This window comes from Methylobacterium carpenticola (genome assembly GCF_042748905.1).
Classification (GTDB): Bacteria; Pseudomonadota; Alphaproteobacteria; order Rhizobiales; family Beijerinckiaceae; genus Methylobacterium; species Methylobacterium carpenticola.
This window is the reverse complement of the sequence record NZ_JBHZEO010000001.1, coordinates 1,341,743-1,356,216: the sequence shown is the minus strand read 5'-3', so window position 1 is coordinate 1,356,216 and position 14,474 is coordinate 1,341,743. Positions and strand designations below refer to the sequence as shown.

At 70.1% G+C, this 14,474-nt stretch carries 14 protein-coding genes, 1 tRNA gene and 1 riboswitch; of the genes, 9 read left to right on the top strand and 6 right to left on the bottom strand.

Annotation, left to right across the window (positions count from 1 at the left end):
• Positions 1–219 precede the first annotated feature (219 nt).
• The 3 genes from ACE101_RS06540 to ACE101_RS06530 all read left to right on the top strand — a co-directional run bounded on the left by ACE101_RS06540 (position 220) and on the right by ACE101_RS06530 (position 3,914).
• Positions 220–1,428 carry a hypothetical protein gene (locus ACE101_RS06540; protein ID WP_379126987.1) on the top strand — a complete coding sequence of 403 codons (1,209 nt, stop codon included), beginning with the start codon at positions 220–222 and terminating at the stop codon, positions 1,426–1,428.
• 265 nt (positions 1,429–1,693) lie between these two features.
• Positions 1,694–1,957 carry a hypothetical protein gene (locus tag ACE101_RS06535; protein WP_379126985.1) on the top strand — a complete coding sequence of 88 codons (264 nt, stop codon included), beginning with the start codon at positions 1,694–1,696 and terminating at the stop codon, positions 1,955–1,957.
• Positions 1,958–2,279: 322 nt separating this feature from the next.
• Positions 2,280–3,914, top strand: a complete 1,635-nt coding sequence (locus ACE101_RS06530; RefSeq protein WP_379126983.1) for an ABC1 kinase family protein — start codon at positions 2,280–2,282, stop codon at positions 3,912–3,914.
• A 110-nt stretch (positions 3,915–4,024) separates the two neighbouring features.
• Here the strand turns inward: ACE101_RS06530 and ACE101_RS06525 are convergent, their stop codons facing one another.
• Positions 4,025–4,222 (bottom strand): hypothetical protein, encoded by a 198-nt coding sequence (locus ACE101_RS06525; protein ID WP_379126981.1) that lies wholly within the window; start codon positions 4,220–4,222, stop codon positions 4,025–4,027.
• A 515-nt stretch (positions 4,223–4,737) separates the two neighbouring features.
• Here ACE101_RS06525 and ACE101_RS06520 point away from each other — a divergent pair.
• The 3 genes from ACE101_RS06520 (at position 4,738) to ACE101_RS06510 (ending at position 5,957) form a co-directional block, all read left to right on the top strand.
• Complete coding sequence (locus ACE101_RS06520) at positions 4,738–5,244, top strand: cupin domain-containing protein (RefSeq protein ID WP_379126979.1); 507 nt, start codon at positions 4,738–4,740, stop codon at positions 5,242–5,244.
• 150 nt (positions 5,245–5,394) lie between these two features.
• Positions 5,395–5,754: a hypothetical protein gene (locus ACE101_RS06515; protein ID WP_379126977.1), complete on the top strand. Its 360-nt coding sequence runs from the start codon at positions 5,395–5,397 to the stop codon at positions 5,752–5,754.
• Between the two features lie 113 nt (positions 5,755–5,867).
• Positions 5,868–5,957: transfer RNA gene (locus tag ACE101_RS06510), tRNA-Ser, on the top strand.
• 536 nt (positions 5,958–6,493) lie between these two features.
• Here the strand turns inward: ACE101_RS06510 and ACE101_RS06505 are convergent.
• Positions 6,494–6,712, bottom strand: coding sequence for a helix-turn-helix domain-containing protein (locus tag ACE101_RS06505; RefSeq protein WP_379126975.1), 219 nt, complete (start codon positions 6,710–6,712; stop codon positions 6,494–6,496).
• A 339-nt stretch (positions 6,713–7,051) separates the two neighbouring features.
• A complete protein-coding gene (carA, locus tag ACE101_RS06500; protein ID WP_379126973.1) occupies positions 7,052–8,269 on the bottom strand; it encodes a glutamine-hydrolyzing carbamoyl-phosphate synthase small subunit in 1,218 nt (405 codons plus the stop codon).
• Positions 8,270–8,446: 177 nt separating this feature from the next.
• Between carA and ACE101_RS06495 the strand changes: the two genes are divergently transcribed.
• Positions 8,447–8,905, top strand: coding sequence for a GatB/YqeY domain-containing protein (locus ACE101_RS06495; RefSeq protein ID WP_379126971.1), 459 nt, complete (start codon positions 8,447–8,449; stop codon positions 8,903–8,905).
• A gap of 110 nt (positions 8,906–9,015) precedes the next feature.
• Here the strand turns inward: ACE101_RS06495 and ACE101_RS06490 are convergent, their stop codons facing one another.
• Both ACE101_RS06490 and ACE101_RS06485 read right to left on the bottom strand, forming a co-directional pair.
• Positions 9,016–10,101: an acyltransferase family protein gene (locus ACE101_RS06490; protein ID WP_379126969.1), complete on the bottom strand. Its 1,086-nt coding sequence runs from the start codon at positions 10,099–10,101 to the stop codon at positions 9,016–9,018.
• A gap of 110 nt (positions 10,102–10,211) precedes the next feature.
• Positions 10,212–10,586, bottom strand: coding sequence for an HNH endonuclease family protein (locus ACE101_RS06485; RefSeq protein ID WP_379126967.1), 375 nt, complete (start codon positions 10,584–10,586; stop codon positions 10,212–10,214).
• A gap of 117 nt (positions 10,587–10,703) precedes the next feature.
• Positions 10,704–10,812, top strand: a riboswitch (TPP riboswitch).
• Between the two features lie 57 nt (positions 10,813–10,869).
• Between ACE101_RS06485 and thiC the strand changes: the two genes are divergently transcribed.
• The gene (gene thiC, locus ACE101_RS06480) at positions 10,870–12,753 is read left to right on the top strand and encodes a phosphomethylpyrimidine synthase ThiC (RefSeq protein ID WP_379126965.1); all 1,884 of its coding nucleotides are present in this window, start codon (positions 10,870–10,872) and stop codon (positions 12,751–12,753) included.
• Between the two features lie 191 nt (positions 12,754–12,944).
• Positions 12,945–13,316 carry a flagellar protein FlaG gene (locus ACE101_RS06475; RefSeq protein ID WP_379126964.1) on the top strand — a complete coding sequence of 124 codons (372 nt, stop codon included), beginning with the start codon at positions 12,945–12,947 and terminating at the stop codon, positions 13,314–13,316.
• Positions 13,317–13,331: 15 nt separating this feature from the next.
• On the opposite strand, the gene ACE101_RS06470 is transcribed toward ACE101_RS06475, so the two are convergent.
• Positions 13,332–14,282 carry an alpha/beta hydrolase gene (locus ACE101_RS06470; RefSeq protein WP_379126962.1) on the bottom strand — a complete coding sequence of 317 codons (951 nt, stop codon included), beginning with the start codon at positions 14,280–14,282 and terminating at the stop codon, positions 13,332–13,334.
• Positions 14,283–14,474 lie beyond the last annotated feature (192 nt).

The window sequence follows — 14,474 nt, the reverse complement described above, 5'->3', positions numbered from 1 at the left end:
AACGCCGTCGCACGCACCGGGTTCCCACCAGGGCATCGGTCTTCTCGGCCCTTGCCCAGATCATCAATCAAGTCCGGCGTCGCACACATGTTCATCGTAGCCGTTCGCGGTGTGCGTGAGCATACAAGCCTGGCAATACCGTTGAGCCCGCGACCCGGATTGGAACGATACTCGTCAGGCGACGTTTCGGTGCATCTTTTTCAGCTTCGGAGGAGCATCATGACCAAGACGTCGATGGCCCGCCTGACCACCGGTCTTGCCGCGCTGCTGATCAGCACGTCGGTATTCGCGCAGACGAGCGGCGCGGGTTCGCCGGCCAGGTCCGGCGCGCCCGGCGCTGCGGCGACAAGTTCCGGACGCGGCGAGATGGGCGGCCGCGGCGCGGGCCAGGGCGCCCGTGGCGAGATGCAGGGCGCCCGCGGCGAGACCGGTACGCGCGACGGCCAGGGCGGCCGCCAGGAGACGAGCAGCCGGGAGACCGGCGGCAAGCAGCAGGACGCTCAGCGCGAGCGCGGCGGCGACCAGCGGATGGGCGCGCGGGACGAACGGGAAGCGGGCGCGACCCGCACGTCGGACGGCCGCATGGGCGGGCGCGACCGCGCGGGCCACGAGGCCTCCCGCGGCGAGCGGCACGACCTGCGCGGCGACCGGGCCGAGCGCCACGACCGCATCGAGGGGCGCAGCCTGCGCACGAGCAGCCGCGAGGATCGCGTCTCGGTCGGCGGCGGCCACCGCTTCGTCACGGTGGCCGGCCAGCGCGTCGTCTACGGCTCGCCCGAGTACCGCCGCCTGGTGGTGATCGAGCGGCGCGAGAAGCGCGGCGTTCGCCATGCGGGCGCGGAATTCGTCGTGATCCAGGGCCGCCGGGTCCGCGTCGGCTCGCCCGAGTACCGCCGCCTCGTCGTGCGTGAGAACCGCGGCCCGCGCTACGTGGTCGTGCAGGGCCGCCGGGTCGTCTACGGCTCGCCGGAATACCGCCGGCTGGTGGTGACGGAGCGGTCCGGGACGACGGGCAGCGTGAGCGTGCGCGGGGAGCGGCGCGACCGCGTCGATGTCCGCAGCAGCGAGCGCACCTCTGTGCGCGGCGGCCGCGACGAGATCCGCACGGGCGAGCGCCGTGACGGCATGCACGCGACGCAGGAGCGCGGCCGCGACGAGCAGCGCCTGGGCCAGGACCGGACCCGCGGCGAGCAGAACCGGATGAGCCAGGACCGGACGAACTCCGACCGCATGGGTCAGGGCCGCGGCGCGGGCGAGCAGGCCCGGCAGGGCCTGCGTGACGGCGGCCAGGGTGCCGGCCAAGGTCGCGGCACGGCGCCGGAGACCACCGGCAGCACCCTGCGCGGCGGCGACACGGGCGGCATGGGCGGCCAGACCGGTGGTGCCGGCAAGACGGGCACCGGGGGCGGCTCCGGCAGCCGCATGTAAGACGGAAGACGGGCGCACGCGTCCGCGCCCTGCCGCACAACGCCCCGCCCCCGGCCCGTCCGGCGGCGGGGTTTCTCTTGGGGGGCCGTTTCTCTTGGGGGGCCGTTTCTCTTGGGGGGCCTCTTGTGGGGGGCCTCTTCTAGGTTTCCCTTGCAACTTTCGGGTCCGCCCGATCCTGCGCCAGATGCGGGAAACCGCGTCGTTCGGGCATCGTGCGCACCGCCCGGGACCACGGACGGTCCGGGCGCCGGGGGGGGACATGGCCATGAAACGCATCCGCGGGCTGGCCTCGCTGCCGGAATTCGCCAGCGATGCCGAGATCGCCGTGGCGCTCGTCGGCAAGGCGCGGGCGGCGGAGATCGAGGCCATCTTTCCGGCGCTCGAGGCCTCGGGCTTCCCGCACGTCGATCCCCGTTTCAACGCCCGCTACGTCCCGGCCGTGCGCCGCTTCTTCGACATCGAGTACGGCCTCGCCGCGCCGCGGGCCGCGTCTCCGGGCGAGGGACGGGCACGCGGGCGGCGGGGCTGACACCCTTCGCCGCGGACCTGCCGCGTTGTGCCGGGCCGGCCCTTGCGCTACCGCGGGGGTGGTGTCGTCCCGCCGAACGGAATCGCTGCGAACTTGGCCCGGCTCATCCAAGCCCCGCACCGGTCGTCCGCTCGGCCCCGAGCCATCGTGGCCCGGCAGGTCCGAGGTTTCTTGCTTCGATGCTCCGATCTGCCCAAGTCCGGCCGGGTTGAGCCGGTAAGCCTCCGGCCGGGCGATGCCGGCTCGTCCTGCCAAGGTTCGGCGCTGCGGGCCCGACACTGGTTTTGAACTCTCACGGCAGCCGGGCTGAACTGATGCATCCATGCTGAAAACAGCCTTCGTCGCGGCGCGCGACCGCCAGCGCCTCCAGGAGATCGCCGGGATCCTGATCGGATTCGGCGTGAACCAAGTCGTGGACCGGCTCGGCCTGAGGGCGATCCCGCGCCTCGCATGGCGCAGCACTCCGGCCGTCGACGTCACCCGGCTGTCGCAGCCGGAGCGGATGCGGCGGGCGATCGAGGCGTTGGGCCCGACCTTCATCAAGCTCGGTCAGGTGCTGGCGAGCCGCGCCGACCTGCTCGCCCCGCAATGGACCGAGGAACTCGGCAAGCTGCACGACCGGGTCGCGCCGGTGCCGTGGGAGGTGATCCGCCCGCAGCTCGAAGCCGATCTCGGCGCGCCGCCGAGCGAGATCTTCTCCGAGTTCGACACCAACCCGCTCGCCTCGGCCTCGATCGCCCAGGTCTACCGGGCCCGCCTGGAGAGCGGCGAGGAGGTGATCGTCAAGGTGCGCCGTCCGGGCGTGCAGAAGATCATCGAGGCGGACCTGCGCCTGCTCTCGCATGCCTCGCGCATCGTGGAGACCGAGTGGCCCGAGATGGCCCGCTACCGGCCCCACGAGCAGATGCGCCACATCGCCAACGGCCTGCGCGAGGAACTCGACCTCCTCAACGAGGCGCGCAACTGCGAGCTGCTCGCCGGCCTGTTCGCGGACCGGGACGACATCGTCTTCCCGAAGATCTACTGGGAATGGACCTCCGAGCGCGTGCTCGTGCAGGAATTCATCCACGGCATCCCGCCCACCGACCTGAAGCGGCTGGAGGATAACGGGCTCGACCGGGTGGTGCTGTCCCAGCGCGGCACCGACGCCTTCCTGCAGATGTCCCTGATCGAGGGTGTCTTCCACGCCGACCCGCATCCGGGCAACCTCCTCTGCCTCGCCGGCAACCGCATCGCCTTCGTGGATTTCGGCATCGTCGGGCGGCTGTCGCAGCGCCGGCGCGCCCAGTTGCTGATCCTCATCGGCGCCATGCTGAAGGAGGATGCCGACGGGCTGATGGCCGTGCTCCTCGACTGGACCGGCGGCAGCAACCCGGACCTGACCCGGCTGGAGGCGGCCTCGCAGGCCTTCGTCACCCGGCACAACGGCGCGACGCTGAACCTCGGCGTGGTGCTCACCGACTTCATGACCATGGCGCGGGAGAACGACCTCGCCATGCCCACCGACCTCGCCATCCTGTTCAAGGGGCTGGTGACGGCGGACGGGGTCATGCGCCAGCTCGACCCGCAATTCGACCTCTTCGCGGCGGCGGGGCCCACCGTGAAGCGCACCATGCGCACGCGCTTCTCGATGAAGGAGGTCCGGACCAAGTTCGAGGGGCTGGCCGCCGGCCTCTACGGCGCGGCCTCGGAGCTGCCGACCCTCGTCCACCTGATGCTGGTGCGCCTGAAGCAGGGCCGCGTCACGGTGGAGATCGAGCTCAAGGGGATGGACAAGCTCACCCGGGGCATCGAGCGGGCCGCCGCCCGGGTGGCGGTGGGCCTCGTGGTCGCGGCCTTCGCCACGCAACTCGCCCCAAAGCTGATGGAGCACGGCACCCCGGCCTTCGCCACGATCGGCATCCTAGTGCTCACGATCGGGATCGGCTGGATCCTGCTCCTCGCCCGCAACCGGTAAGGGGGCGGGCGCGCGGCCGGAGCAGCGATCGGTCGCTGCTCCAGCCCTCGATGGCACGCGCTTCCTTGCGCCGAACCGCGATCCACGTCAGCGGGGACGCGCTCTGGCGATCAGTGCTGCTGGCGCCGCGTGCGGCGGGTGGCGCGCAGCTCCTTGGCCGCGCGGGTGGCGTGCCGCGGACTGCGGAAGATGCGGCCCTCCAGCAGGTGGTAATCCGGATGGGCCGAGAAGAACCGGAACCCGGCCGGTTCCGGGACGACGATGCCGGCGGAGATCTCGTCGATCTCGACGATGCGGGCGGAAGACATCACGACAACTCTCCTCTCGCCGGCGGCGGGCCGGCGGGCGGCGCCGCTCGGGCGCGCGGTTGAGGGCAGGGCGGTTGGGTTCGGGGCGGAGCGTCAGCCCCGGCGACACCGGTCCCGGGCCGTCCGCGCCCGGCTGCGCCACTGAGGAATGAGCCGGTGGTCTCGGGTGAAGCTCGGCCGCATCGCCGCGTCTCCGTCTGGATCGGGCGGCGCCGCGCTGACGGGCCGTCCGGCGAGCCGGCCGGCCCGCCTGGAATGACCTGAGGATCGGCCGAGGGAGGCCGCTCTGTCAATCAGAATGTTCTTTCTGTAGAACAGTTTGAGAGAGCAGTCCGCTCCCTGGGAACCCGCCTCCGGGGGAGGAACCGTCCTTTCGGAAGCGAGACATCCTGGCGGGGGCCGCACTCGGCCATGTCTCGTTCTATAAAACGAACGATCCAGAGCGCCTTTCCTCTGGCGCGCCCCGGCGCGGTGGCGCAGGATGGCGGGGTTTTCCGATCGGTTGAGAGGATGCGATGTCGGACGAGGGCCACGATCATCACCATCACGCCGACGAGGCCGGCACGCCGCGCTGGAAGCATGACGGCGTGCGGGTGGTCACCGGCGACAAGCTCGACCCGAACACGGCGCAGACGCCGGGCATGTTCCGGCAGGCGGCGATCAACCACGCGCGCGTCGGCGCCCAGAAGATCTGGGCCGGCACGGTCGCCATCCAGCCCGATGCCAAGACCGGGGTGCATCACCACGGGGCGCTGGAGAGCGTGATCTACGTGGTGCGCGGGCGGGCGCGCATGCGCTGGGGGGAGCGCCTCGAATTCACCGCGGAGGCGGGGCCGGGTGACTTCATCTACGTGCCGCCCTACGTCCCCCATCAGGAGATCAACGCCTCGCCGGACGAGCCGCTCGAATGCGTGCTGGTGCGCTCCGACAACGAGGCCGTGGTGGTCAATCTCCCTCACGTCGAACCGGTCGAGCCGCCGGAGACCGTTTATTGGGTCGATCCGATTCACCGGCATCCGTAAGGTCGCAGTCGACCCGCGGGCCGGCGCATCGTGTCTTTTCTGCCGATCGACTTGCATTTCCTGGTGGATCTGCCGCGGATGATGATATTTTTAAGGATTTTTTCATCATCCCGAGGGAGGCTTGAGCCAACTCGACTCCCCAGGTGCGCCATGACGACATCCAAGGCCCGACTGCCATCGATCGACGAAGCGGAATGCCCGGTTCCGCTGGCGACGCTGGGCGAACTCTATCGCGGCGACGGCGAGACGATCGACACGATCGTCTCGGGCATCCCCGCCCGCACCCGCGCGCGGCTCGCGGCCTATCTGTACGGGAAGAGCCACACCCACGAGATCGGGCTCCGGGTCGCCGCGACCTGTGCGGAGACGGACTTGGTGGCGGCGGCGGGCTTGGTCGGCACGGTGCTGTTCACGCAGTCCCGCGCCCGGCCCGTCCGCGCCGCGGAGCCCCGCGTGCCGGCCACCCGCCGCATCAGCTTGGCCGGATCCGCGGCCGCCCGCGCCGGCTGAACCGGACGGGCGCAGAAAGTCACGATTGGCCCTTGTGAGGCGGCACAATGCCGTGTAACAGGCCCTTGCCTGCGACACGGACCGTGTTGCCGGAGCGACGCGAAAGCGGCGCCGGAGAGGTGGCAGAGCGGTTGAATGCACCGCACTCGAAATGCGGCATGGGCGCAAGTCCATCGGGGGTTCGAATCCCTCCCTCTCCGCCAGCACGCGCATCCTCATTCATAACCCGATACTTCCTCGAGAGTGACGCATCACTGTCGAAGTCCGCTCGACTTCGGCAACGCATCCGAGGCTGATCCTGTCGCTCCTCGACGATGGCGAGCGGATCCAGGTTGCCTGTCCCGGTCCGAAGGCCTCTTCGACCCGCTCCAGGCGCTGCGTCGCCATCATCGTCCCGTGAGCGGCAGGGTGCCGGCCGACGCAATCGGCTTCGGCATCCGGACGCTCCCATCAGGATATCGCCAGCCGTCAGCACAGGGCGCATCCCATCGGCGATGGGGTCGGGTTCAGGTCCTGGCGACGGGATGCCGCCTGCGGCCGGCGGAGGAAAACGCCATCGCCGCCGTGACGGCGCAACCGCAACCCGGGTCGTGCTGCCAGACCGACGCGGCCCTGACGGACCCCATCCGGCGAAACCGCGGTGACGCGTCTTCCCGGCGGGCCGTCGCATGCTCGGGAACTCGGAAGCGCGGGCGGTGCAGGTGTCGCCGGCGTGACATCGTCTCGGCCGCGCGAACGCTCAGTTGAGATTGGCGATCTCAAGCTGCTTCGTGTCGATGATTTCCGCGTAGACGGGAAGACAGATCCCGATTTTCTTGTATTCCGAGATCTTGTTGCGAATCGTCCGCACAGAGATCCCGAGTTGTTGGGCGGCACGCGTGCGGTTGCCGCGGCAGCGAATGAGAGTCTCGATGACCAGCCGGCGTTCGGCATCCGCAAGAGTGATCGCTCGCTCCATGCTCTTCTCCCTCTGAAGGCTGAAACACCCCCAAGCGTTCTGACTTGTTGTTGTGGGACGAAGCTGCGACAGCATGGTTAATAAATCGTTAAATCAGATCATGTTGCAGCACCGCATCTGTGTTGCGGAGTTCGCACACAAGCAGTTCGCCGCAAAATCAAGCGATGTATAGAGCAATACGGTACGAAGACGAACGGTACCGCCGACGTATCTTGGGGCGCTTGGCCGCGCGGCGCGGAGAGGTCGCTCGCGGCTGGGCGGCGGCCGGACGGCGGGAGGCGAACCCGGTCGGGACGGGCACCGGGGCGGGCGGCGAGCACCACCTCGCCCCGGCGGATGTCAGGCGTTGCTGCCCTTCGTTTCGCGGATCAGCGAGACGAAGCGGTCGAAGAGATAGTGGCTGTCGCGCGGGCCGGGCGACGCCTCCGGGTGGTGCTGCACCGAGAAGGCCGGCCGGTCCGTGAGGCTGAGGCCGCAATTCGAGCCGTCGAACAGCGAGACGTGCGTCTCCACGACCGTCTCCGGCAAGCTCTGCGGATCGACCGCGAAGCCGTGGTTCATCGACACGATCTCCACCTTGCCGGTGGTCTTGTCCTTCACCGGGTGGTTCGCGCCGTGATGGCCCTGGCCCATCTTCACGGTGCGCCCGCCGAGAGCGAGACCCATGAGCTGGTGGCCGAGGCAGATGCCGAAGGTCGGGATCTTCCGGTCGAGCAGGGTGCGGATCACCGGCACCGCGTACTCGCCCGTCGCGGCCGGATCGCCGGGGCCGTTCGACAGGAAGACGCCGTCCGGCTTCAGGGCCAGGATCTCCTCGGCCGTCGCCGTGGCCGGCACGACGGTGACGTCGCAGCCCGCCTGGGTGAGGAGCCGCAGGATGTTGCGCTTCACGCCGTAATCGATCGCGACCACCCGCAACCCCTCGCCGGGCTTGCGGCTGCCGTAACCCTGGCCGAGTTCCCAGACGGTCTCGCCCCAGGCGGAGGATTCGCGGCTCGTCACCGGCGGCACGAGGTCGAGCCCCTCCATGGAGGGCAGTTCGCGCGCCTTGGCCTTCAGCGCCTCGCGGTCGAAGCGGCCCTCCGGATCGTTGGCGATCATGGCGTTCGGCATGCCGCGGTCGCGGATCAGCGCGGTGAGCGCCCGTGTGTCGACGCCCGTGATGCCGATGATGCCGCGCGCCTTCAGCCAGGCGTCGAGATGGCTCGACGAGCGCCAGTTCGACGGATTCGTCACCGCGGCGGCGATCACCGCGCCGCGCACGCCCGAGGCCGGCGCCGCATCGAGGCTCTCCAGATCCTCGTCGTTGGTGCCGACATTGCCGATATGCGGGAAGGTGAAGGTGACGATCTGGCCCGCATAGGAGGGATCCGTCAGGATCTCCTGGTAGCCGGTCATCGCGGTGTTGAAGCAGACCTCGCCCGCCGCCTCGCCGGTGGCGCCGATGCCGAAGCCTTCGAGGATCGTGCCGTCGGCGAGCACCAGCAGGGCGGTGGCGACCGGCTCTGCCCAGCCGTCGTGGGGCGCGGGAGCGCCCGCGGCTTCGTCTTGCAGCATGATCGTGATCTCGCTTATGTCGCGCGGACGGCTGACACACCCGAGGGCGGGCCGTGCGGATGTATCCGGCCCGGCGTCTTAAGGGGCGTTCCCCGATGGGGTCAATGTGGGCATGCCGCGCACCACCCTCAAGTTCCTCGCCTCAAGTTCCTCGACTGACACGGAGACCGGACGATCATGCTGCGGGAGCGCCTCACCGCCGAGATGAAGGAGGCCATGAAGGCTGGCGACAAGGCGAAGCTCGCCACCGTCCGCCTCATCCAGGCCGCCCTCAAGGACAAGGACATCGAGGCCCGCGGCCTCGGCAAGGAGCCGCTCTCCGACGAGGAGATCCTCGGCGTGCTCCAGAAGATGATCAAGCAGCGCAACGAATCGGCCACGCTCTACGAGCAGGGCGAGCGTCCCGAACTCGCCGCCGCCGAGCGGGCCGAGGCCGCGATCATCGCCGCCTTCCTGCCTCAGCAGATGGACGAGGCCGAGACCCGCGCGGCGATCGAGTCCGCCATCGCCGAGACCGGTGCGGCGAGCCCGAAGGACATGGGCAAGGTCATCGGCGCGCTCAAGGCGAAATATACCGGGCGGATGGACTTCGCCAAGGCGAGCGGCCTCGTGAAGGGCCTGCTGGCGGGCGGCTGAGACGGCCTCGGGCGGGCCCGGATCACCGGATCGGGCTCGCCGACCCGGTATGGGTGACGCGCTGAGACAACCATGGGAGAGGAGCCCCGTGCTCCTCTTCCCACGCCCGTTCAGGCGGAGGCCGGCTCATGCACGCCGGCCGGTGCCGGCCGCGCCCGCTCCGGCACGATGTGGAACGCCTTCGGGCGCACGAACAGGAACCGCGCCGGCGTGTCGCGCACCAGCCGTTCGATCACCAGCGGAACCGCCACGGCAACCACCGTCACCCCGAGCGAGGCCACGCCCACATCCGGGATCGCGCCGGTCTTCAGGAGCGCGATCCGGGTCGCGGCCATCGGCAGGAAGAAGGCGAGGTAGATCACGATCGAGCGCTCGCCGCAGTGGCGCAGGGCCGCCGTGACCGGGCCGCCCGCGCGGGTGAGGAGCGCCGCGCTCGCCACGATGGCGAGGGCCCCCGCCGCGCCGAGGAGCAGGCTCACCCCCGGCAGGCTCGCCAGGGTCGGGAAGCCGGGCAGGGGCGAGGGCGTGAAGGCCAGGACCCCGTCGACCAGCGCCCAGGCGGAAAGCCCGGCGAGGGCCGGCGCGGCGCGGCGCCGGGCGCCATCCGCCAGCGCGAAGATCCGCTCGGCGAACAGCGCCCCGCCCAGGAAGTAGACGTAGCGCTCGCAGAACTCGTCGATCACGAGCCAGCCGGTCTCGATCGGCAGGATCTCCAGGACCGCGGCGGCCCCGAGGAGGAGCGGCCAGGGCACCCGGCGCAGGAGCTTGGTGACGACCGAGAAAACCGCCAGCAGATAGATGAACCACAGCGTCGAATAGGGCTCGACCAGGGCGTGGGCGAGGTGGAGCGCGAAGGCGCCGGGGCCGGCACCGTCCGTGATCGGCCCGTACTTCACCGCCGACTGGATCAGCGTCCAGAGCAGGTAGAAATAGGCGAAATGCACGACCCGGCGGTCCGCGAAGAGGCGCCACTCCCGGTCGAGCACCCGCCCGACGAACAGCCCCGAGAGCAGGAAGAAATCCGGGATCCGGAACGGCTTGGCGAAGGCCACGACCGCGTGCAGGAAGCCCTCGCCCCCCATGGCCTCGCCGACGCCGAGCGTGGAATGCATCATCACCACGAGGATGATGCAGATGCCCTTGGCGACATCCACCCAGGCGAGGCGGCCGGACGGGCGGGCGGATGGATCGGACATGCGGGGTCTCGGCAAGCTCGGACGCGGGTCGGCCCATCGTCGCCCCGCAGCCGTAAAGGCCTCCTGTCGGATCTCGTGAGAATTGCGGGAAGGTTGACGGGATCTTCCGCTCAGCGTGGTTGACGTTTGGCGTCGCGGCGCGAGCGGGTCAGGCGGGTTGCGGCGTGGAAGTCGTCGGGCTTGGTGCGCACCCAGGCCAGGAACCGCGCGATCTCCGGATCGTCGCGCAGGCTCGCGACGTCGGCGAGGCGGCGGGCGATCTCGGCCTCGCTGTAGCGGGCATGGATCGCGGAATGGCAGATCTGATGCAGCTGCACCGTCCCGCCATGGGTGCCGCCCTTCAGCTTCGGGGTGAGGTGGTGGCGGCTCTGGCGGGAATGCGGCGGGATCCGCCGCTCGCAGAGCGGGCAGATCACCGCGGCCGGAACGGCGGGGCCGTGTGTCGCCGGATCGTCGTCCCGCCACCGCCGTTCCCGCCGTCCCACCCGCCCGCTCCGCTCGAAAACCCTGCCCGATGTGGGGGGCGCAGGGATGTCCCGCGAGGCCCCGCGCTGCGGCGGATGGCGCGCGATTGACAAACTCGCGACGGCCAAGGAGAGTTCGGATGTTCCGAGGGGAGCCCCGCAAGGGGCTGAGAGTGGGCTCGACGCGCCCTGACCCTTGAACCTGATCCGGTTCATACCGGCGGAGGGACAGGAACCACGATGCGAGACGCCCCCCGCGACACCACGGTCACTGACCGGATCTCCTCGAACCCGGGAGAGATCCATGAACGCCCCCGTCATTCCGCCCAAAGGCCTGCCGCAGAGCGTGACCACCGGGCCCATCGCCGGCTCCGCCAAGGTCTATGCCAGTCCCGAGGGGCGGCCTGACATCCGGGTGCCCCTGCGCGAGATCGCCCTCAGCGATCCGTCCGAGGCGCCGGTGCGGGTCTACGATCCCTCCGGCCCCTACACCGAGAGCGACGCCCGGATCGATCTCGCCGCCGGCCTGCCCGAAACGCGTGCGGCCTGGATCGCGGCCCGCGGCTACGGCACGGTGACGCCCCGCGCCGTGAAGCCCGAGGATAACGGCTTCGTCGGCGAGGACCGCCTCGTCGCGCCGTGCCCGGCCGCGCGCACCATCCGCAGGGCGGCGCCGGGCCAGATCGTGACCCAGTACGAGTTCGCCCGGGCCGGGATCGTCACCGAGGAGATGATCTACGTCGCCCACCGCGAGAATCTCGGCCGCCGGGCGATGCTGGAGCAGGCCGAGGCCAAGCTCGCGGACGGCGAGAGCTTCGGCGCGGCGGTCCCGCCCTTCATCACGCCGGAATTCGTGCGCGACGAGGTCGCCCGCGGCCGCGCCATCATCCCGGCCAACATCAACCACACCGAACTCGAGCCGATGGCCATCGGCCGCAACTTCCTGGTCAAGATCAACGCCAATATCGGCAACTCGGCCGTGACCTCGTCCGCCGCCGAGGAGGTCGAGAAGATGGTCTGGGCGATCCGCTGGGGCGCCGACACCGTCATGGACCTCTCGACGGGCCGCAACATCCACAACATCCGCGGCTGGATCCTGCGCAACGCGCCCGTGCCGATCGGCACCGTGCCGATCTATCAGGCGCTGGAGAAGGTCGGCGGCGACCCGCTCAAGCTCGACTGGGAGGTGTTCAAGGACACGCTGATCGAGCAGGCCGAACAGGGCGTCGACTACTTCACCATCCATGCGGGCGTGCGCCTCGCCCACGTGCCGCTCACCGCGCGGCGCGTCACCGGCATCGTCTCGCGCGGCGGCTCGATCATGGCGCGCTGGTGCCTCGCCGGGCACCGCGAATCGTTCCTCTACGAGCGGTTCGAGGAGATCTGCGACATCTGCCGGGCCTACGACGTGTCGTTCTCCCTCGGCGACGGCCTGCGCCCGGGCTCGATCGCGGATGCCAACGACGCGGCGCAGTTCGCGGAACTGGAGACGCTGGGCGAGCTGACCAAGGTGGCCTGGGCGAAGGGCTGCCAGGTGATGATCGAGGGCCCCGGCCACGTGCCGATGCACAAGATCAAGGTCAACATGGAGAAGCAGCTGCGCGAATGCGGCGAGGCGCCGTTCTACACGCTCGGCCCGCTGACCACCGACATCGCCCCCGGCTACGACCACATCACCTCGGGCATCGGCGCGGCGATGATCGGCTGGTTCGGCACCGCGATGCTCTGCTACGTGACGCCCAAGGAGCATCTCGGCCTGCCGAACCGCGACGACGTGAAGACCGGGGTGATCACCTACAAGATCGCCGCCCACGCCGCCGACCTCGCCAAGGGCCACCCGGCCGCGCAGCTGCGCGACGACGCCCTCTCCCGCGCCCGGTTCGACTTCCGCTGGGAGGACCAGTTCAACCTCTCGCTCGATCCCGACACCGCGCGCGCCTACCACGACGAGACCCTGCCGAAGGACGCCCACAAGGTCGCGCATTTCTGCTCGATGTGCGGGCCGAAATTCTGCTCGATGAAGATCACGCAGGACCTGCGGGCGGACGTGCTGGCCATGGAGGCGGCCGGCACGGTGGTGGGGGCCGCGCCCGGGCTGAGCGAGGCGGACCGGGCCGCCGGCATGGCGGCGAAATCGGCCGAGTTCCTGGCCGAGGGCGGCAAGCTCTACGTCGACGCCGCGCCGTGATGACGGAGGGCGGCGCCGCGCGCGGCGCCGCCCTCGGAGCGGGCTCCGGCGATCGGCGACGCTTCCGCCGCAAATCAACTGCGCCGCGTTAACTTGCCTTTAACACAACTAATCAGTTGTGCCGGCCCGTTAAGGACCGGGTAGGGACGAAGGGTTTCTGATCCCGACACATGAACTCAAGGGGATTCTCGATGCTCGAGATCCGGTCCTGGCCGGCGCCGTCCGCGCCGGCCCCGATCGAGGCGGAACCACCGCCGACGGAACGCCCGGCCAGCCGCGGCGCCGAGAAGGCGCCGCTCGACGAAGCCGTCACGCTCGACCTCAGCCCCGAGGCGAAGCGCATCATCGCGGACGGCGCACCGGCCGAAGCCGCGCAATCGCAGGTGCGCTACCGGCGCGACGTCGACGCGCAGCAGATGGTGTTCCAGGTGATCGATCCGTCCTCGGGATCGGTGCTCGACCAGCTTCCGTCCGAAGCGGCCCTGCGCGCCAAGACCTATGCCCGCGAGACCCAGGCCGCGCAGACCACGCCCGTCGGCACGACCGTCGCCCGCGAGGCCTGAGCGCCCCGGCCGCCCTCAGGCCAGCGCCATCAGGAAGCGCTCGATCAGTTCGAGGGCCCGCTCGGTCATGGCGAGCGGGTAGCGGATGAAGACGTGGCATCCACCCGTATAGACTGCCGTGTAGCCGCCGTTGTTCGCGGCCGCCCAGCGCATCGACATGAACAGGGTGTCGTCGAGGAGCGGGTCGCGGGTGCCCACCGAGAACAGGGCCGGGGGAAGCCCCTTCAGGTCGGCGTAGAGCGGCGAGACGTCCGGCGAGCGGCGCGGCACGCCCTCGGGCACGAACCCGTCCGCGAAATGACGTATGTCGCGCGAGTTGAGGACGAGGCGCTCCTCGCCCCAGTTCCGGGCGCTGGCGGTGACGCCGAGATCGTAGAGGCCCGAGAACAGGTTGGCGCCGCGGAAGGCCTTCGGCAGCTTGTGCCGGTCGCGCAGGCGCAGCAGGGTCATCACCGCGAGATGGGCCCCCGCCGATTCGCCGCCGACCGTCAGGGCCTCGACCCCGAACAGCTTGCGCCCCTCCGTGTGCAGCCACAGGGCGGCGGCCTCGCAATCGTCGATCGGCGCCGGATAGGGGTGCTCCGGGGCGAGCCGGTACTCCACCGAGATGCAGACGAAGCCGCAGCGGTCGGCGATCCGCTCCAGCCAGGGGTCCTGCTCGTCGCAGGCGCCCCAGATCCAGCCGCCGCCATGGATGTGCAGGTAGGCGCCGCGGGCCTTGCGCACCGGGCGGATCACCCGCAGCGTGATGGGCCCGCCCGGCCCCGGAATGGTCATCGTCTCGGCCCGGGCGCTCCGGGGCATCTCCGGCACGGCGATGCTGCCCTGGCGGCGCATGGCCCGCACCTCGGCGATGGGAAGCGACCAGGGATCGGGCGCGCGGGCTTGCGCCGCCATGATCTCGCGGTTCAGCCGCTCGGCATCCGGATCGGCCTTGGCAGGGTCGAAGAGCGCGTGATCGATCATGCTCCGGTCTCGTCACCGCCCGGCGGCTGCGGGCGTCTCCCTTGTCGGTCGTCGGACTTGTCGGTCGTCGGAATTTCGCCCGCCGACCTAGTGCGGGCGAGAAAGCTTGCCATCTTTACGACGCGCCGCGAGGCGACGTAACGCACCAGATGCACATTTGCGGGGAAGTGTGTGCGGTTCGCCGCAGCCGGG